Here is a 20,001-nt window from a genome sequence, read left to right as displayed (position 1 = left end):
TCTGTTTTCTTTTTATTAACTTTGTGTGCAAGTAAGAAGCAAAATAATAGACAATAAGAAACAACCTTTAAATATTAACGTTAAAATGAAAATCGAAGATTTCAATTTTGCCGGTCATAAGGCAATCGTACGTGTTGACTTCAATGTCCCATTGGATGCTGAAGGACATGTCACAGATGACACCCGTATCCGCGGAGCTCTGCCTACACTGAAGAAAATCCTCAATGATGGTGGCGCTCTCATCATGATGAGCCACATGGGCAAACCCAAAGGGAAGGTAAAACCCGAATTGAGTTTGAAGCATATCGTCAAAGACGTTTCCAAGGCTTTAGGCGTTGATGTCAAGTTTGCTCCTGACTGTGCCAATGCCGGAAAGGAAGCTGCCGGACTGAAAGGTGGCGAGGCTTTGCTGCTCGAGAACCTGCGCTTCTATCCAGAAGAGGAAGGAAAACCTGTAGGGATTGACAAAACAGATCCGAAATACGATGCAGCCAAAGCTGACATGAAAAAGCGTCAGGTCGAGTTTGCCAAGAAACTGGCTTCCTATGCAGACGTTTATGTCATGGATGCCTTCGGTACAGCTCACCGCAAGCACGCCTCTACTGCCGTCATCGACCAATTCTATGACAAGAACCACAAGATGCTCGGTTTCCTGATGGAGAAAGAAGTAAAGGCTGTAGACAATATCCTCAACAACATCAAACGCCCGTTCACGGCTATCATGGGTGGTTCCAAGGTCTCTACGAAGATCGGTATCATCGAGAACCTTCTGACCAAGGTAGACAACCTGATTCTTTGCGGAGGCATGACTTATACTTTTGCAAAGGCTCAAGGTGGCCATATCGGTAAATCCATTTGTGAGAATGACAAACTCGATATTGCTTTGGACGTTATCAAAAAAGCTAAAGAGAATCATGTCAACCTGGTATTGGGAACTGATTCCGTAGCTGCTGATAAATTTGCAAATGACGCCAATACGAAGGTGACACCTTCCAACGCAATCCCTGATGGTTGGGAAGGCCTTGATGCCGGTCCTGAGAGCCGTAAAGCTTTTGCAAAGGCCATCGAAGGCAGCAAGACGATCCTTTGGAACGGTCCTGCAGGCGTATTCGAATTTGATAATTTTACCGGTGGTTCAAGAGCTATTGCTGAAGCCATTGCCAAGGCTACCAAAGATGGAGCTTTCTCACTCATCGGTGGCGGTGATTCAGTAGCTTGCATCCACAAGTTCGGCCTTGCAGACCAAGTCTCTTATATTTCTACCGGTGGTGGTGCTTTACTGGAAGCCATTGAAGGCAAAGTTCTGCCTGCCATTGCCGCTATAGAAAAATAATTATCATCTAAAACAACACAGAAAGAGATGAATAAGGGACACAAGTTGCTTTTCTTGTAATCCGTTATTCATCTCTCTTTTTTTTACCATGGATTGGTTTATCAACTTATTCACAGCACAAGATTCCGTTGCCCATATTGCTCTTCTCTACTCCCTTGTCATTGCAGTAGGAATCAGTTTGGGAAAGATTAAAATCTGCGGTATATCTTTAGGGGTCACCTTCGTCCTTTTTGCAGGAATCATCGCCGGCCATATCGGTTTTACAGCGCCGACGAACATCCTTGATTTTACAAGAGATTTCGGACTGATCTTGTTTGTGTTTTGCATCGGCCTTCAGGTCGGACCCGGCTTCTTCGAGAGTTTCAAGAAGGGCGGTATCAGTCTGAATGTGCTTTCATGCATCATGATTGTTCTGAACATCGTGGTGATGTTCGCCTGCTACTATATCTTCTTTGATACCAAGGATCCTAAAAATCTTCCGATGATGATTGGCGCAATGTCCGGAGCTGTTACCAATACGCCTGCATTGGGAGCTGCCAACGAGGCAATGCAGAGCGTGTTCCGAAAAGGCGCCAACTTTGATATTGCGAATGGCTATGCCTGCGCCTATCCTTTGGGGGTACTTGGAATGATCGGAGCGACGATCGCCATCAAGTATATCTGCAGGATCAACTTAAAGGAAGAAGATGAAAAACTGAAAGCTACGGAAGATGAGAATCCGGGAGCTAAGCCTCATACGATGTTTCTGAAAGTCCAGAATGTCTATATTGCCGGAAAAACACTCCAAGAAGTCTCACAATTCTTAAAGCGTGATATTGTATGCACGAGTCTCATGCATGACGGTTCTCTGGAAACACCCAAAAGAGATACGGTCTTCCAGTTGGGAGATGAGATCCATGCGGTATGCGCCGAAGCTGACGCAAAGGCTGTTCAGGCTTTTATTGGTCCGGAAATACAACCGACCTGGCATGAAGAGGAGCAGAAACAACCGATGATTTCAAAAAGGATCATCGTCACTAATTCTGCCATGAACGGCAAAGCTCTCGGCAAACTGCATTTTGCCAGTGCCTACGGCGTGAATATCACCCGCATTACCCGACAAGACATCGACCTGTTCGCTTCCAGCAATTACCGTTTTTTGGTCGGTGACCGCGTTATGGTAGTAGGACATAAAGACAATGTAGACCAGGTCGCTGACATGCTCGGCAATTCCGTCAAGCGTTTGAATGCCCCGAATATCGTCACCATTTTCATAGGTATCATTATCGGTATCCTCCTGGGGAGTATCCCTATTGCAATGCCGGGAATCCCTGCCCCTCTGAAACTTGGCATTGCCGGCGGTCCATTGATCATTGCCATCTTGATCGGGCGTTACGGGTATAAATTCAGACTCGTTACCTATACGACGACATCCGCCAATATGATGCTAAGGGAGATAGGACTTGTCCTCTTCTTGGCCAGTGTGGGCATTAAGGCCGGTGCGGGTTTCTGGCAGACTGTCGTTCAGGGAGATGGTCTGAAATATGTCTATACCGGATTTCTGATTACTGTCATTCCAATCCTGATCGTAGGTATATTGGCACGTTTGAAGTTCCATTTCAACTATTATACGATTATGGGAATGATCGCCGGTACTTGCACAGATCCTCCTGCCTTGGCATACGCCAGTTCGATATGCAACAATGAAGCACCTGCCATCGGCTATTCGACGGTCTATCCTCTGAGTATGTTCTTGAGGATATTCACTGCAGAAATTATCGTTCTGTTTTTCTGTGGCGGTTAGGCGCTTGACCTATAGGTTTCATTAGAGCCTATACGAATGATTACAAGTGATGAAAAACCCGTTGGGACGCGTGTCCCAACGGGTTTTCTTATCTCTTAGTAGCGATGACTTCTTATGTAATGGAGGACTTCTCCATATCTCCTATTGGTATTCATAACTTTTCCGTCCTTCAAATCTTGTCCTTCCCAAATAGGAATAACGTTCCTGAAAGATGAAAGGGGTAAAACTTCTATTTGACCATCAGCCGCATCTGCCCGCTGAAGGAAATGACGATATCCACTTCGTAACTGCTTTCACTGTCAGGCGAGGCTATGACAGCCGTATAGGTCACGCCGTCACTGTCAATTGACCGGAAGACGATGTCACTCAAAATGCCTTGTTTGAGGAATGGAGCCGGAACCTGATGCTTGAAATCCTGTTTGTGGAAATCACGGGAAAAGACCTTGGATGCCCCTTGATAAAGAGAGACATTGACGATATTGTCATAATAGACATTGTCGACCTCTACGCCATCATCATTATAAGTGGGTTTGATAACCTTATAGGTCGTCGGATTGACCTGGACATAACTGTGGTAGCGCTTAGTTTGATACATCAGGACCGTATCCCGCTTCACGAGTTTGTTCTGATTGAGCGCTACTACCCGCTTCTGTCTGAAATTATCAATGTCAGAAGGGTCTTCACTCTTGATCAATTTCACGAGATCCCCGTTCTGGTTCTTGAATTGAAAGACGTGAGGCGACTGCCTGACAATAGGATATTTGACCGTTTCACTTCCTTCGAGATAAAAGGTGTCCTTGATGATTTTGAAATACGCCGGTTGACTCGTTGAGTCAGGATAATAAATGGTGTCGCCTTTAGCTCGAAAAGCCACGTCCTCCTCATCATCCTCGTCAACCCATATTCCTTGAAGCATTTTCTTTGCCTGCAAGTCCTCTTGGGGAAGCGCCTCATTTGCATTCCTGTGCCTGCATCCCGTCAAGACGAGCGCACACGCTAAGATTATATAATAGACAGTTTTTCGCATTACTTTCCAATACAATGATATTCGAAACCTATCTGATGAAGATCATCCGCATCATATATATTCCTTCCGTCCAATACAAGTCGACGTTTCATGCTGTTGCCAATGACATCCCATCTCGGCAAATGGAACTCCTTCCACTCGGTCAGGAGAAGGAGGGCATCTGCACCTTTGACAGCTTCATACATGTCCCTGCAATATTGAATATGGTCTAAAGGAATTTCTGAATTTTCTTTTTCTGCTTTCAATTTCATCCGCCGCTTGCATTCATCCATAGCGACTGGATCATAGACTTTCAACCGGCATCCGGCTTTCAGAAGAAGGTCGATCATGACAAGCGCAGTCGATTCCCGCATGTCATCAGTTTCAGGTTTGAAACTCAGTCCCCACAGTGCGATGACCTTGCCTGCAAGAGATTCCCCCGCATAAGCCTTTTGGAGTTTTTCAAATAGGATACCTTTCTGATAGGCATTGACATCTTCCACAGCCCTGAGTACCTTCATGCTATATCCCATCGTGTCTGCTGTCTTGATCAAGGCCTTGACATCTTTAGGGAAACAACTGCCCCCATAGCCACATCCGGCATAAAGGAATTTCCTCCCTATGCGCGTATCACTGCCTATGCCGGCACGCACCATATTGACGTCAGCACCGACAAGTTCGCAGAGATTGGCTATATCGTTCATAAAGGAGATTCGTGTTGCCAACATGGAATTGGCTGCATATTTAGTCATCTCGGCAGAGGGAATATTCATGAAGATGATCCGGAAGTGATTCATCATGAACGGCTTGTAGAGTTTGGTCAGAAGATGCTTGGCATGCTCGCTCTCTACCCCGATGACGACCCTGTCAGGACTCATGAAATCTTTGACGGCGCTCCCCTCTTTCAGAAATTCAGGATTGCTGGCCACATCGAACTTCACCTTCACGCCACGCCGGTCCAGTTCTGCCTGGATCGTATCGCGGACTTTCTTTGCCGTACCTACAGGGACTGTGCTTTTCGTGACTACAACTATATAATGATTCAGATTCTCCCCTATGGTCTTTGCGACCTCGAGAACATAGTGCAAGTCTGCACTTCCGTCTTCATCAGGAGGAGTACCTACGGCCGAGAAGACGATCTGCTGGTCGTTGAGGATTTCCGGCAAGGAAGTGGTAAACTTCAGGCGGCCGGCCTTCATATTCTTCTCGACCAACTCGTCCAGACCTGGCTCATAAATAGGGATTTCTCCCTTTTTCAATTGTTCTATCTTCGAGGCATTTGTATCTACACACGTCACATTGGCACCGGTATCAGCAAAACATGTTCCTGATACCATTCCTACATATCCGGTTCCTATTATGGCAATATTCACGATCTAACCTTTAGTTTAATTAATAGGTAGTCCTGTCAATCCGAATCAGGATCAATCAGTCAAACAATTCGGCATTCTTAAAGGAAGAAGCTTCAAGGTCTTTGGGAGAGGTGAGTACATCTTTTGGATCTATAGGCCATTGGATTCCGAGGTCAGGATCCTTCCAACTGATGCCTGCCTCACATTGGGGAGCATAAACATTGTCCACCTTATAAGTAAAAATGGCCTCTTTACTCAACACCAGGAAGCCATGGGCAAATCCCCGTGGAATAAAGAATTGGCGCTTGTTCTCCTCACTCAATTCCACCATGACATGCTTGCCGAAAGTCGGACTGCTCTTGCGGATATCCACAGCTACATCCAGAACCTTCCCTTTGATGACACGAACTAATTTAGCTTGGGAAAAACGACCTTTTTGATAATGGAGACCTCTCAGGACACCATAGCAGGATTTAGATTCATTGTCTTGGATGAACTCTACATGATGCCCGATGTGCTGGTCAAAGTCAGCCTGTTTCCAGACCTCAAAGAAATAGCCTCTAGCGTCCTTAAAAACTTTCGGGTCCAGAATCCAAACTCCCTTGATGTCAGTTTCTGTATATTCCATTTCCACAAATTTTAATTCATGCAAAGATAACATTTTCTCATGACTTGAAGAAAACAATCCTTCTTTTTTTGACTAAAACTCTTTTTAATTTGCATTATTCATAAAAAAGATTTAATTTTGCAAACGTGATTGAACTGCAAAGACATATTGAGATACTGCTTCTGAATAATGACTGTGTGATTATTCCGGGATTCGGTGGATTCGTAGCCCACCATGTAGAAGCAAGGTACGACGAGGGTGATGAAACTTTCTTGCCCCCGATCAGGACGATTGGATTCAATCCTCAACTCAAGATGAACGATTCTTTTCTGGTTCAATCTTATGCGGAAGCTTATGATATCAGTTATCCGGAAGCCCTCGAACGCATTGAGAATGAGGTCAATGAACTCAGACAATGCCTGGAGGAAGAAGGTAGCTACGAACTGAATAATATTGGTGTTCTCTATCTGAATGAAGACGGCAACTATGCTTTCGAACCGTGCGAAGCCGGACTCCTCACACCTGATCTGTATGGTCTGGGCGACTTTGAAATGGAGCCATTGAATGCTGTCATCCAAGTGCCCGTCAAACCCGTCCAGCCTATCAACCGGATCGAAGAGAAGCCTGCTCCGGCTTATACCGAGACTCCTATAGAAAAGGAAGTCACACCGGTGGAACAGGAGATTTCTTCTACGCCTGAAGATGACAGTCAATCCAAGACTATCCATATCAAGGTCAGTTTACTGCGCAATCTGGCAGCCGCTTGTATCGCTGTGATCGCCTTCGTCCTTTATTCCACCACATTGGGATCCAATCACGACGCTCATATTTTGAAGGGCAATATCGATGCCACCATGCTGACTAAAATCATGCCTCGGGAAGTCACGAGCGGAACTGTACTGAACCTGAAAAAGGAAAAGGCTGAAGCCGCTGCTGCGAAGGTCCGGAGTGAACAGGCTAAAGAACTTGCAAACAAAGACAACGGAAAGATAGCAGCCGATGACGGGCCTTACTATTGTATCGTTTTGGCTAGCCGAGTCACCTTATCAAATGCTAAGGACTATGTTGGAAAGCTCCAATCCAAAGGTTATAGTGACGCACGAGTATACAGGCATAAGGGATTAAGTACCAAAGTGATATATGGCAGATATTCTGATGAGGAGAAAGCTTACCATGAACTGAATCGTCTGAACGACAGAGAAGGTTTTTCTGACGGTTGGATTTTGAAAGTCAAAGACGAACCTTCGGAGGTTTCCGAAGATTGAAACAAGAAAAGATGAAACGTGTACGTTGCCCGAGATGTGAACAATATATCACTTTCGATGAAGGGAAATACCAGGATGCTGAAAAACTGATATTTGTCTGTCCGCATTGCGGAAAACGGTTTGGAATCCGCCTTGGCATTTCCAAGACATCTCCTAAAACCGGTAATGCCCCCAAAGAAAATTACGGGGCAATCCTTGTCATTGAAAACAGATTCCACTATAAACAGGTCATCCCCTTGCACTTGGGAGATAATGTCATCGGCAGATATATGAAAGGTGTTTCCATCAACTGCGCCATTGAGACCTCTGACCCAAGCATTGACATTACCCATTGTATTCTGAATGTCGGTTTGGACAAGAAAGGTCAACTCAAGTATGTTCTCCGTGACGGTCCAAGCAATACCGGCACCTTCGTAGACAATGAGATACTCGGTGACCGGGAACGACGCGTTCTCGAAGACAACAGCCTTTTTACAATCGGCGCCACTTCCATCATTCTTCTGACGGCAGACCATAAAGATTCCTAAAATTCAGACTCACCTTTCTTTAAAAGTGCAGTCTAAATTCATCTGACTGCTCTTTACCGTGCGAAATCCACTGATTCAGATCTGGGATTTCAGATAATCCGAATCCTCAAGACAGCGTGTTACAGGTATTTTAAATCCGGTACATGATGAATAAATAATGGATAAAGAAATCATTTTATACAAGAGTGTATCTACAAGCCGCCCGAATCCATCTTTATCCTCAAAATTATAGCTTTCATTCTTTTAAAAATCAGGCTTTCTTTCTTCAAATAAGAAAGTTTTTAGTAACTTTGCTTCTTGAATGTACAGGCTCCAGGCATTCGCCTGAAAGTTCCAAACTCATAAGAAATGAACAAGATATCAAAGCCTACAGCTATATTATTGCTCCATTGCCCTGACACTCAAGGCATCATCTCAGAAGTTACAAAATTCATCACAGACAATCAGGGTAACATCGTTCACCTTGACCAGTACGTGGATTATGAGGATGGCATGTTTTTCATGCGCCTCGAATGGGATTTGGAGAAGTTCGTTATTCCTAGGGAAAAACTCCATGATTACTTTGAGACACTTTATGCTCAAAGATATCAGATGGAATTCCAGTTGTATTTCAGCGATGAAAAACCGAGGATGGCAATCTTTGTCAGTAAGATGAGCCACTGTCTCTATGATCTCCTCGCCCGTTACAAATCGGGGGAATGGGATGTCGATATCCCTTGCATCGTCAGCAATCATGAAGATTTGAGATACGTGGCGGAACAATTTCAGATCCCTTATTACGTATGGTCCATCAAGAAAGACCATTCCAATAAGGATGAAGTGGAACAGGCTGAAATGCAACTTTTGAAAAAAGAAAAGGTGTCTTTCATTGTCCTCGCCCGCTATATGCAGATCATCACTGACGAAATGATCAAAGCTTATCCCAACAGAATCATCAATATCCACCATTCCTTCCTGCCGGCCTTTGTCGGTGCACGTCCCTATTATCAGGCTTGGGAACGGGGTGTCAAGATCATCGGCGCTACCAGCCACTATGTGACGGCTGAACTGGATGCAGGACCGATCATCGAGCAGGATGTCGTCCGTGTCTCTCATAAAGATACCCCTGCAAGTATGGCCCTCAAAGGGAAAGACCTGGAAAAGATCGTTCTGAGTCGCGCTGTGACCAAACAGATTGAGCACAAAATATTGACCTATCATAATAAGACGATCATCTTCAGTTGAATTGTCGATCTGTTTTTGCCAATAGGTTTGAAGACAGCGTCAACTCAGAAATATAGATGTGCAATGATCCTGAATAAGATATAATGAAAGTAGCTATCATAAAATATAACGCCGGCAATATCTACTCCATCGTACATGCGATCAAACGATTGGGTATAGACCCTGTCCTCACGGATAACCCTGAACAACTCCAAAGTGCTGACCGGGTCTTGTTTCCGGGTCAGGGCAATGCCAGAGAGGCGATGGATTACCTGAAAGCTCACCGATTGGATGAGTTGATTGCAGGTCTGAAGCAACCAGTCCTGGGCATTTGCGTAGGCATGCAACTGTTGTGCAGACATTCGGAAGAAGGCGATACTGACGGCATCGGGATTTTCGATGCAGAGGTCAAACGCTTTCACCCCCAAAGACATGAGGATAAGGTACCTGCAATGGGGTGGAATGAAATCAACATGACTCCGGACTCGGCAGAGGAAGGCGTCCTTCCTTCTCCCCTATTAAAGGATATCGGGACACATCCTTATATGTATTTCGTCCACAGTTTCTATGTTCCTAAATGTGAATGGACCATCGCCACTGCAGACTATATCCTATCGTATAGCGCAGCTTTGCATAAAGACAATTTCTTTGCCTGCCAGTTTCACCCCGAAAAGAGCGGACAGGCCGGTGAGCAAATCCTGAGGAATTTTCTGGAGAACAGCCTCGACTGACTGCCCCGGAATCCCAGACGGTAATAGAAAGATAAATCGATGAAAATAGAACTTATTCCCGCTATCGACCTCATCCAAGGACAGTGCGTGCGTCTCACTCAAGGTGACTACCAGAAGAAGAAAGTTTACGCTGAACACCCTGATGAAATAGCGAGATCTTTCGAGAAAACAGGCTTCAAGCGACTCCATGTCGTGGATCTCGACGGAGCCAAATCACAACATATTGTCAACGACTCCATCCTGCATGCCATCACGTCGACCACCCATCTGAAAGTAGATTTTGGCGGGGGAATCAAAACGGATGCAGATATCGAAAAAGCATTTCTTAACGGGGCTGCAATGGTGACCATAGGCAGTATCGCTGTCACCAATCAAGACCTGTTCTTCAGATGGCTGGATAAATATGGTCCGCAACGGATCATCCTCGGTGCCGATGTCAGAGACGGAAAGATCTCTATCCACGGATGGAAAGAGGATTCAGGAGATGACCTGTTGCCCTTTCTGAAGAAGTTTATCGACCGGGGTGTCAGGAACGTACTTTGCACGGACATCTCGAAAGACGGCACATTAAAAGGTCCTGCCGTCAAACTCTATCAGCAGATCATGGCAGAATTTCCTCAGTTGCACTTGATTGCCAGCGGTGGAGTATCCTGCAAGAAAGACATCGACGATCTGGCAGCGGCAAAAATCCCGGCCGTCGTCTTCGGGAAATCGATCTATGAGGGCCGTTTGAACCTAAAAGAAATCATCAGTGAATATGAGCAATAGAGGATTGGCTAAAAGAATCATTCCTTGCCTTGACGTCAGGAACGGTGAGACCGTGAAGGGAACGAATTTCGTCCACCTCCGCCAGGCAGGGGATCCTGTAGAACTCGCCAAGGCGTACAGTGAAGCAGGAGCAGACGAGCTGGTATTCCTGGATATTACCGCAAGTTTCGAGGGTCGCAAGACCTTTACGCAAATGGTATCGAGAGTAGCGGCAGAAATCAACATCCCCTTCACTGTCGGGGGCGGCATATCTGAGTTGTCTGATGTTGACCGTCTCCTCAATGCCGGAGCTGACAAGATCAGCGTCAACAGTGCTGCCATCCGACACCCCGAACTGATTGACGAGATTGCACGGCACTATGGTGCCCAGGTCTGTGTCTGTGCCATCGATGCCAGATACGATGCCGATGGCTGGTATTGTTATGTGGAAGGCGGAAGAAAGAGAGTGGACAGAAAACTCTTTGACTGGGCCAGAGAAGCTGCCGATCGCGGTGCAGGTGAGATTCTTTTCACCAGTATGGATCACGACGGCGTACAGAAAGGATTCGCCAATGACGCCCTGGCTGAATTGTCTGATGAACTCAGCATTCCCGTGATTGCTAGTGGTGGCGCAGGCACGATGGCACACTTCAGAGATGCCTTCACTATCGGCAAAGCCGATGCTGCCTTGGCAGCTAGTGTGTTTCACTTCGGAGAGATCAAGATCCCTGACTTGAAAAGATACCTCTGGGAACAAGGGATCAATGTGAGGTATAATCCGGATCAGGATAAGATAAAAAAAGAAGGATAGATATGGAATTAGATTTTGAAAAGATGAACGGACTGGTCCCAGCAATCATTCAGGATGCCAGGACAAAAAATGTCCTGATGCTGGGATTCATGAACAAAGAAGCTTACGAAAAGACCCTTCAAACAAAAAAGGTGACTTTTTGGAGCAGAACCCGCAAATGCCTTTGGACTAAGGGAGAAACATCTGGTCATTTTCTCGATTTGGTCAGTATCAAGGAAGATTGTGACCAGGACACTCTCCTCATCAGAGTACATCCCAATGGACCAGTCTGCCATAAAGGCACGGATACGTGTTGGGCCGAGGACAATTCCTATAATCCGATTGAGTTTCTCTCAGAATTACAGGACTTTATAGAAACCCGTCACCAGCAAATGCCGGAGGGGAGTTATACCACTGCCCTCTTTAAGAAAGGGACCAAGCGCATCGCCCAGAAATTCGGTGAAGAGTCGTTGGAAACAGTTATAGAAGCGGTCTCCAATGAGGATAGCGCTCCTTTGGTCTATGAAGCTGCAGATGCCGTCTATCATCTGATCGTCCTCCTGACAGACAAGGGTGTCCGCATCGAGGACATCGCAGCCGAACTCCTGAAACGCCATGACCCGTCGTGGGACAAAGACCGTAGATTGGCCAAGGCTAAGGGTGTCTATCATAGAAAATAATCACATATTCATAGCGTATCTCCTCGGGGGATGCGATTAAAAACGTATAGCCATGTTAATAGACTATCAGAATGTAAATGTATATCAAGAAGATAATCTGATCCTTTCCAACGTCAACTTCCATGTGGACGAAGGAGAATTTATCTATATTATAGGTAAGGTGGGATCGGGCAAGAGTTCTCTTTTGAAGACGATATACTGCGAACTTGACCTCCGGCCTGAGGAAGCTGAGAAAGCTGAAGTCCTCGGCCGTGACATCAAGATGCTCAAGAGAAAGGAGATTCCGGCTCTAAGGAAAGAGATGGGGATCATCTTCCAGGATTTCCAATTGCTTCAGGATCGTTCCATCAAGAAGAATTTCCAGTTTGTCCTCAAGGCAACCGGCTGGAAGAACAAGAAGGAAATCAACGAGCGCATAGAAGATGTCCTGACAGAAGTAGGCATGATAGACAAAATAGACCGCATGCCTCACGAACTTTCCGGCGGCGAACAGCAGCGGATTGCCATAGCTCGTGCTGTGCTCAACCAACCGAAAATCATCATCGCAGACGAACCCACTGGTAACCTGGACCCTGAGACAGCCTCCAATATTGTCAAACTGCTTAAGAACGTCACTACTACAGGGACGGCTGTCGTGATGAGTACCCATAATATCCCGATGCTGGACAAGTATCCAGGTATTGTCTACAGGTGCGAAGAGAGCGCATTCAATGATGTCACCAATCAATTCAATCCTATTGATGTCATCGAAAGCGAGGTGTGAATCTTGAAGATGACGCCCACCGTCGCAATACTGTCCCCACTCTGAAAGGTATGGAGGGCAGAGGGATTTATCTGCGCATTTTACGGATCGTATGAAACTGAATCATATACCAAAAATAGAACAAGATGAAGGTAATGAAATTCGGAGGCACTTCTGTCGGCACACCTGACCGGATGAAGTCTGTTGCCTCTTTAATCACAGAATCAGGTGAACCTACTTTTGTAGTACTTTCCGCAATGAGTGGCACCACCAACTCGCTCATAGAAATCAGCGATTATCTCTACAAGAAAAATCCTGAGGGCTCACATGATGTCATCAAAACACTTGAGAAGAAATATTTTAATGATATAGACAAACTCTATTCTACCAAGGAGATGCGACAGGAAACTAAAGAATTTCTTCAAGGGAAATTCGACTACCTGCGATCATTCTCCAAGGACCTGTTTACGAGTTTTGAAGAGAAGAATATCGTGGCCCAAGGTGAGATCCTGAGCACGAATATGATGGTCAATTATCTGAAGGAAAGAGGGATCAAAGCCATCTTGCTGAATGCGCTCGACTTCATGCGTACTGACAAGAATGCTGAACCTGACCCCCAGTATATCCGGGAGAAATTGCACGCCATCATGAACAAGAACGCCGGTTATCAGATTTACATCACCCAAGGATTCATTTGCAGGAATGCTTATGGAGAAGTGGACAATCTGCAGAGGGGCGGCAGTGACTATACCGCATCTTTGATCGGTGCTGCTCTGCCAGCTGATGAAATCCAGATATGGACCGATATCGACGGTATGCATAACAATGATCCCAGGATCGTCGAAAAGACAGATGCCGTCAGCCAACTCAATTTTGAGGAGGCTGCCGAACTCGCCTACTTTGGCGCGAAGATCCTGCATCCTACCTGCGTACAGCCTGCTAAGTATGCAGGGATACCTGTCAGACTGAAGAATACGATGGATGCCAAAGCTCCCGGTACGATCATCAACAATGACTTGGTGAAGGGAAAGATCAAAGCCGTCGCAGCCAAAGACAATATCACAGCCATCAAGATCAAATCGAGCAGGATGTTACTGGCGACCGGTTTCATGCGAAAGGTATTCGAGATATTCGAGAGTTTTCAGACGCCCATCGATATGATCACGACCTCAGAAGTCGGGGTATCCATGAGCATTGACAATCCTTCACATCTCGAGGGGATCGTAGCGGAACTGAAGAAATACGGAACGGTAACCGTTGATCATGACATGTGCATCATCTGTGTGGTAGGTGATCTGGAATGGAAAAATCTGGGATTTGAGACACTCGCCACAGATGCCATGAAGGATATTCCCGTAAGGATGATTTCCTATGGTGGCAGCAATTACAATATCTCTTTCCTCATCAGAGAAAGTGACAAGAAAAAGGCACTGCAGAATTTAAGTGATACCTTGTTTAATAAAAAATAAATGAAAGGAACATTTCCAATAAGACAATTTGAAAAGGTAGATACACCTTTTTATTATTATGATACCAATCTCCTAAAAGCCACTTTGAAAGCCATTCAGGAAGAAGAGGCCAAGCACCCGGGATTTGCAGAGCATTATGCGGTCAAAGCCAATGCCAACCCACGGATTCTGAAGATCATCTGCGAGGCAGGATTAGGGGCTGATTGCGTGAGCGGCGGTGAAATCAAGAGATGCATTGAAACCGGTTTCTCCCCTTCCAAGATCGTATTCGCAGGGGTCGGGAAAAGTGACCGGGAGATCAATTACGCTTTGGACCACAACATCTTCTGCTTCAATGTGGAGAGTGTTCCCGAACTGGAAGTCATCAATGCGCTGGCTGCACAAAAGGGTAAGACTGCCAAAGTGGCATTCCGGATCAATCCGGACATCGATGCCCATACACATGCCAATATCACGACTGGTTTGGCCGAGAACAAATTTGGAATTGCCATGCGTGACATGGAACCCGCTATTATCGAAGCTTCCAAATTAAAGAACGTGCATTTTGTCGGCCTGCATTTCCATATCGGTTCCCAAATCCTCGACATGAGCAATTTCAAAGCTTTGTGCGAACGGATCAACGACCTGCAACGCCAACTTGAAGCGCATCACATCCAAGTTCAGAACATCAATGTCGGCGGAGGTCTCGGAGTAGACTACTGTCATCCCAATCAAACTCCTATACCTGACTTCAAGAACTATTTCAATACGTATGCACAGTATCTCGAACTCCGTCCGGGACAGAAACTCCATTTCGAATTAGGCCGGTCTGTCGTTGCGCAAATGGGTTCGCTGATAGCCAAGGTCCTATATGTCAAGCAAGGTGTTGCCAAGCAATTTGCCATCATCGATGCCGGGATGACTGATCTCATCCGTCCTGCCCTCTACGACGCCTATCATAAAATAGAGAATCTCAGCAGTGATCTGCCTGAGGAAAAGTATGATGTGGTAGGACCGATCTGCGAATCCAGCGACGTCTTTGCCAAAGACTTCCAACTGAATAAATGCAGCAGAGGCGATCTGATCGCAATCAGAAGCGCAGGAGCTTATGGTGAGGTCATGGCGAGCCAATACAACTGCCGCCCTCTCCCCAAAGGTTATTTGAAGGAAGATTTCTAAAATATTCTTCTTTACAAACAAAAATATTGCTATCTTTGCACCGATGTTAGAGATAGACCAAATTACGATAATAGCCGGAATCATCATTCTGGTATTGACTCTTGCCTCTTCCCTGATGAATCCCTATCTGTTTAGGGTGAAAATTCCGGGAAGACTTGTGAGGAGGACCGGTTCTGCCGGTCATTCTGAGACCGGTCAGACAGGCAAAGATGATCAGAAGGACAGGATAACAGTTTCTCCCGAGAATTCCCAATCCGGAATTTCTCCTGAACCCATACAACAAGTGACATCGCCTTCCTCTGAAAAGAGTGAAGACCAACCGGTCAGCATCATTATCACGCCTCATGACGAGAAAGATGAGTTGGAGCGGAACCTCCCCCTTTTCCTCTATCAGGATTATGATGCCGATTTCCAGATCATTGTCGTGGCTGAAGCCCATGAAAGTGATACGGAAGATGTTCTGAAAAAGTTGAAGCAACAGTTTGGGAATCGCCTTTACTATACGATGATCCCAGACAGTAGCAGGTATATGAGTCGGAAGAAACTCCAGATCACTCTGGGAGTCAAGGCTGCCAAATACGAATGGATACTGCTCACCTCCCCCACGTGTCGTCCTGAATCGAGTTCATGGCTGAAGGCTGTATCAAAATACAGGACGCAGTGGAGCGATTTCGTCATGGGCATTACCGTCTATGACCACAATGCTTCTTCCTATCAGCGGTTCGAACACCTTTATACAGCCTTGCCTCTGATCTATCAGGCCAGACACGGGAATCCTTATCGCACGAATATGCCTTATATCTGTTTTCGTAAAAGCGAATTCTTCAAGGGCGAAGGTTTCCGGGACAATCTCGAATTGATCCATGGAGAATATGATTTCATGGTCAACAAATATGCCTTGGTAGAGCGGACTGAGATTGCTTTGGAGAGGGAGAGTTGGCTGACTGAAGACGCTCCAACTGAGAGAAGTTGGCAGGATATGCATCTGTCTTACTATGCAACACGGAAAAAACTCAAACATTCGTGGATACCGAGGATAAAATCTTATTGGAACCAACTCTTGTTGCATATCAGTTTGATCGCTGATATCCTGGTCATGATATGGAGCGGCCTGACTTACCATTGGGTTCTCTTGGGAACAGGCGGTGTAGCCCTGTTGATCTGCCTGATTGTCAGGTGGACGACAGGTCGAATGGCTCTCCATCCCTATGATGACACCGTACCGGTATTTTGCCTTCCCTTCTATGAGCTGAGTCTTGTCTGGCGCTCCTTATTCTATAGACTCCATTATTTAACGACTGACAAGTCCCATTTCACCAGTCATAAACTGTAACTGCCGGAAGGTTAACGGAGCGTATCAAGAGAGAGAACAGAAATACGCACCTTGCAACTGATGCAGAAAACAGGTATTCTTGAATAACCATTTTCAGGGATGCCTGCAAGCAAAGTCAGGATGAGCAGTCATTCCACTTGAGAGTAATGAAACGGCAAGGGCAGAAGAAACCGCACATGATCTATTTCCAAGAAAATGTACAAATTACATTATAATTCTTGTTTGTTTCGATAAAAGATTGTATATTTGGTTTTATATTTGAGTGAATATGAAGATTTATCTGTATGATAATAGATTTGTATCGAAGATTGACATCTGGCGGGACTATATGGCGCTTGTCAGAGGATGCCATCGTACAGACCAGTTGTCCGAAGCAGACCTTGTTCATATTCTGGGTGTATGGGATCACAAAGCATCGAGATTAGCCCGGAAAGCCAGGAAAATGGGGATACCTTACGTCATATCTCCGCTGGGAGGCTTGTCTTCATGGAATCTCTACCACCCTCATCTCAAGAGACGTTTCCAACGGTCCTGTTATCAGAAAGCAATGGTCCGGAAAGCGGATGCCGTCATCGTGACGACACCTCTGGAGATGCAGTTTCTCAGAAAACTCAAATGGAACTACCAGTTGTATCGCATTCCGAATCCCATCCTGACCCAGTTCTTCTCTGAGTCTGACATGAGATCGAAGATGGATGAGGTCTATGAAAAGGTCCTGACACGCCATGAAGAGATCAAAGCTGAACTTATCCGGAAAAGGAGCGGAGAGGATACACCTGAGCACATCATCCTCAGACAACTATTGCAGATCCATTCCAGGATGCCGCATCGGAACATCCCCCAAACTTATCTGGATGCCCTGCAGACCCTTCTCCATGATACGGATTATAATGATGATATCTTGGCTGAAGAACTAAAGGAACAGAAGATTCTGAAGTTCTCCCGTCGCATTTTCCAAGTCATGACCACCCGTACCGGTCTGACAGAAGGTTTCATGCCGGTCGAAAGTTTGAAAGACAGGAAAGTCAAGAGAATCTTGGGCTATTGCAGACCGCAACAGCAACCGGCAGAAAGTCACGCACCTGTCCACAAACCAGTGGAAGACGTCCAATCTCCGGGCATCGATCCCCAGGCCACGGCATTGTAGTATTCGTCAAACACATAACCGAGATCAAATCTTAAGCTCCATGAAAACAAAAAGTCACAAAAAAATGAAACATTATCCTATTGACAAAGACATGAGGTATCTGAACCTTCTATCAAAAAGTTTTCCAAATATAGCATCTGCAAGTACTGAGATCATCAACTTGGCCGCTATCCTGCATCTCCCGAAAGGGACAGAGCATTTCCTGGCTGATATTCACGGTGAGTATGAGGCTTTCCAGCACGTGCTGAAGAACGCTTCCGGAAATATCCGAAGAAAAGTGAATGAACTTTTCGGAAACTCTCTCCGCGAACAGGACAAACGGGAGCTCTGTACACTGATCTATTATCCTGAGGAAAAACTCGAACTTGTCAAGCAGAAAGAAAAAGATATCAATGACTGGTATCACATCACCCTGCATCGCCTTGTGGCTGTCTGCCGGGATGTATCCAGCAAATATACCCGTTCGAAAGTCAGGAAATCGCTCCCTCAAGATTTCTCCTATATCATCGAGGAACTCCTTCACGAGCATACTGAAGATTCGAACAAGACGGCTTATGTCAACGTGATCGTCGACACCATCATCTCCACCGGCCGTGCCGATGCCTTTATCATCGCCATCGCCAAAGTCATCCAGAGACTTGCCATCGACCAACTTCACATTTTGGGAGATATCTACGACCGTGGACCGGGTGCGCATATCATCATGGATACCCTGAGGAATTACCATTCCTGGGACATCCAATGGGGCAATCACGACATGCTCTGGATAGGTGCTGCTGCCGGGAATGATGCCTGCATGTGCGAGGTGATCCGCATCTCCTTGCGCTATGCTAACCTGACTACTCTGGAAGAGGGATACGGTATCAACCTGATGCCTCTGGCTACCTTTGCCATGGCGACGTACAAGGATGATCCCTGTGAAGAATTCCTGCCCAAACTGGGTGGGGACATCGCTCATTTGGACGAACGGACGCAAAGGTTGACGGCACAAATGCACAAGGCCATAGCTGTCATACAGTTTAAGGTCGAAAGCCAACTCTATAAGATCCATCCTGAATGGAAGATGACCGGGCGCTGTCTATTGGATAAGATCAATTATCAGAAAGGTACCATCAGTTTGGACGGACAGACTTATCCGCTGACCTCTTGTCATTTCCCGACCATCGATCAGAAGAATCCTTATGAACTGACCAAAGAGGAGAAATTCCTGGTCTGCAAACTCCACCACTCCTTTGCCGTCAGCGAGAAATTGCAGGGACATATCCAGTTGATGCTCGCTCATGGCAGCATCTATGCCGTGTTCAACAACAATCTGTTGTTCCATGCTTCGTGCCCGCTCAATGAAGACGGCACATTAAAAGAGGTGGAGATCTATCCCGGACGGCACTACAATGGTGCGGAACTGATGCGGCATATCGAAATCATGGTTCGCAATGCCTTTCAAACTGATACAGACCCGGAAGAGCGTCAGTATGACATTGATTTCTTCCTCTATCTCTGGTTGGGACCTAACTCTCCCCTCTTTGACAAGAGCAAGATGGCAACGTTTGAACGTTATTTCATCAGTGACAAGGCGACCTGGCATGAAGAAAAAGGGAATTATTTCAAACTCCGGGATGATGAGAAAGTAGTCGATCATATATTGGATGCCTTCGGGGCAAAAGGTCCCAACAGGCATATTATCAATGGACATGTACCAGTGAAAGCAGCCCAAGGAGAAAATCCGATTAAGGCCAACGGCAAACTGTTGGTGATTGACGGGGGATTCTCCAAGGCTTATCACAGCGAAACCGGTATAGCCGGTTACACTCTGGTCTTCCACAGCCGAAGTTTACAACTCGTACAGCATGAACCTTTTACAAGTCAGGAAGATGCCATCAGAAGAGGTACGGATATTAAGTCTACCACACAACTCGTAGAGTTGAGCAATCACCGCCTTCTCGTGGCTGATACGGATAAAGGAATAGAATTGCGCCATCAGATTGAAGACCTCGAAGAACTGCTCTATGCTTATCGCCACGGCATCATCAAGGAATCTGAAAAGAAGAAATAAATGTTTTTCGCTCTCTTCGTGAAGAACGTTCTCTTCACGAAAAGCCTTATCAGTTAAAGTGCAGAATGTTCCTCA

Annotated in this window: 18 protein-coding genes; 15 read left to right on the top strand and 3 right to left on the bottom strand. The window is 45.9% G+C overall.

Translation table 11 applies throughout. The features are described from left to right. Positions 1-85 precede the first annotated feature (85 nt). Both NG821_RS05795 and NG821_RS05790 read left to right on the top strand, forming a co-directional pair. The gene (locus tag NG821_RS05795) at positions 86-1,333 is read left to right on the top strand and encodes a phosphoglycerate kinase (RefSeq protein ID WP_252760716.1); all 1,248 of its coding nucleotides are present in this window, start codon (positions 86-88) and stop codon (positions 1,331-1,333) included. Between the two features lie 88 nt (positions 1,334-1,421). Then, entirely contained in the window at positions 1,422-3,116 is a 1,695-nt protein-coding gene (locus NG821_RS05790; protein WP_252760715.1) for a putative transporter, read from the top strand. 229 nt (positions 3,117-3,345) lie between these two features. On the opposite strand, the gene NG821_RS05785 is transcribed toward NG821_RS05790, so the two are convergent. Genes NG821_RS05785 through rfbC form a run of 3 tightly spaced genes read right to left on the bottom strand, consistent with a single transcriptional unit; the run spans position 3,346 to position 6,102 of the window. Then, positions 3,346-4,143 carry a DUF4738 domain-containing protein gene (locus tag NG821_RS05785; protein WP_252760714.1) on the bottom strand — a complete coding sequence of 266 codons (798 nt, stop codon included), beginning with the start codon at positions 4,141-4,143 and terminating at the stop codon, positions 3,346-3,348. Further along, positions 4,143-5,495: a UDP-glucose dehydrogenase family protein gene (locus tag NG821_RS05780; RefSeq protein ID WP_252760713.1), complete on the bottom strand. Its 1,353-nt coding sequence runs from the start codon at positions 5,493-5,495 to the stop codon at positions 4,143-4,145. Before NG821_RS05780 ends, NG821_RS05785 begins: the two co-directional genes overlap by 1 nt. A gap of 55 nt (positions 5,496-5,550) precedes the next feature. Beyond that, positions 5,551-6,102, bottom strand: a complete 552-nt coding sequence (gene rfbC, locus NG821_RS05775; RefSeq protein ID WP_252760712.1) for a dTDP-4-dehydrorhamnose 3,5-epimerase — start codon at positions 6,100-6,102, stop codon at positions 5,551-5,553. A gap of 125 nt (positions 6,103-6,227) precedes the next feature. On the opposite strand from rfbC, the gene NG821_RS05770 reads away from it, so the two are divergent. The 13 genes from NG821_RS05770 (at position 6,228) to NG821_RS05710 (ending at position 19,926) form a co-directional block, all read left to right on the top strand. Beyond that, positions 6,228-7,346, top strand: coding sequence for an HU domain-containing protein (locus tag NG821_RS05770; RefSeq protein ID WP_252760711.1), 1,119 nt, complete (start codon positions 6,228-6,230; stop codon positions 7,344-7,346). 11 nt (positions 7,347-7,357) lie between these two features. After that, positions 7,358-7,873 (top strand): FHA domain-containing protein, encoded by a 516-nt coding sequence (locus NG821_RS05765; RefSeq protein WP_252760710.1) that lies wholly within the window; start codon positions 7,358-7,360, stop codon positions 7,871-7,873. 348 nt (positions 7,874-8,221) lie between these two features. Beyond that, complete coding sequence (gene purU, locus NG821_RS05760) at positions 8,222-9,097, top strand: formyltetrahydrofolate deformylase (RefSeq protein WP_252760709.1); 876 nt, start codon at positions 8,222-8,224, stop codon at positions 9,095-9,097. Positions 9,098-9,180: 83 nt separating this feature from the next. Further along, positions 9,181-9,807, top strand: a complete 627-nt coding sequence (gene hisH / locus NG821_RS05755; protein WP_252760708.1) for an imidazole glycerol phosphate synthase subunit HisH — start codon at positions 9,181-9,183, stop codon at positions 9,805-9,807. A 39-nt stretch (positions 9,808-9,846) separates the two neighbouring features. Continuing rightward, entirely contained in the window at positions 9,847-10,575 is a 729-nt protein-coding gene (gene hisA, locus NG821_RS05750) for a 1-(5-phosphoribosyl)-5-[(5-phosphoribosylamino)methylideneamino]imidazole-4-carboxamide isomerase (RefSeq protein ID WP_252760707.1), read from the top strand. Then, positions 10,565-11,365: an imidazole glycerol phosphate synthase subunit HisF gene (hisF, locus tag NG821_RS05745; protein ID WP_252760706.1), complete on the top strand. Its 801-nt coding sequence runs from the start codon at positions 10,565-10,567 to the stop codon at positions 11,363-11,365. Before hisA ends, hisF begins: the two co-directional genes overlap by 11 nt. 2 nt (positions 11,366-11,367) lie before the next feature. Further along, positions 11,368-12,024: a bifunctional phosphoribosyl-AMP cyclohydrolase/phosphoribosyl-ATP diphosphatase HisIE gene (hisIE, locus tag NG821_RS05740; protein ID WP_252760705.1), complete on the top strand. Its 657-nt coding sequence runs from the start codon at positions 11,368-11,370 to the stop codon at positions 12,022-12,024. 52 nt (positions 12,025-12,076) lie between these two features. Beyond that, positions 12,077-12,787 carry a cell division ATP-binding protein FtsE gene (locus NG821_RS05735; RefSeq protein WP_252760704.1) on the top strand — a complete coding sequence of 237 codons (711 nt, stop codon included), beginning with the start codon at positions 12,077-12,079 and terminating at the stop codon, positions 12,785-12,787. A 125-nt stretch (positions 12,788-12,912) separates the two neighbouring features. Continuing rightward, positions 12,913-14,235 carry an aspartate kinase gene (locus NG821_RS05730; protein WP_252760703.1) on the top strand — a complete coding sequence of 441 codons (1,323 nt, stop codon included), beginning with the start codon at positions 12,913-12,915 and terminating at the stop codon, positions 14,233-14,235. Then, complete coding sequence (gene lysA / locus NG821_RS05725; protein WP_252760702.1) at positions 14,236-15,393, top strand: diaminopimelate decarboxylase; 1,158 nt, start codon at positions 14,236-14,238, stop codon at positions 15,391-15,393. 43 nt (positions 15,394-15,436) lie between these two features. Further along, on the top strand, positions 15,437-16,726 hold the full coding sequence (locus tag NG821_RS05720; RefSeq protein ID WP_252760701.1) for a glycosyltransferase family protein: 1,290 nt from the start codon (positions 15,437-15,439) through the stop codon (positions 16,724-16,726). Between the two features lie 268 nt (positions 16,727-16,994). Beyond that, positions 16,995-17,873: a glycosyltransferase gene (locus NG821_RS05715; protein ID WP_252760700.1), complete on the top strand. Its 879-nt coding sequence runs from the start codon at positions 16,995-16,997 to the stop codon at positions 17,871-17,873. 64 nt (positions 17,874-17,937) lie between these two features. Then, on the top strand, positions 17,938-19,926 hold the full coding sequence (locus tag NG821_RS05710) for a fructose-1,6-bisphosphatase (protein ID WP_252760699.1): 1,989 nt from the start codon (positions 17,938-17,940) through the stop codon (positions 19,924-19,926). Positions 19,927-20,001 lie beyond the last annotated feature (75 nt).

The sequence above is a fragment of the Segatella cerevisiae genome (genome assembly GCF_024054555.1).
Classification (GTDB): domain Bacteria; phylum Bacteroidota; class Bacteroidia; order Bacteroidales; family Bacteroidaceae; genus Prevotella; species Prevotella cerevisiae.
This window is presented reverse-complemented; position numbering and strand designations above follow the sequence as displayed.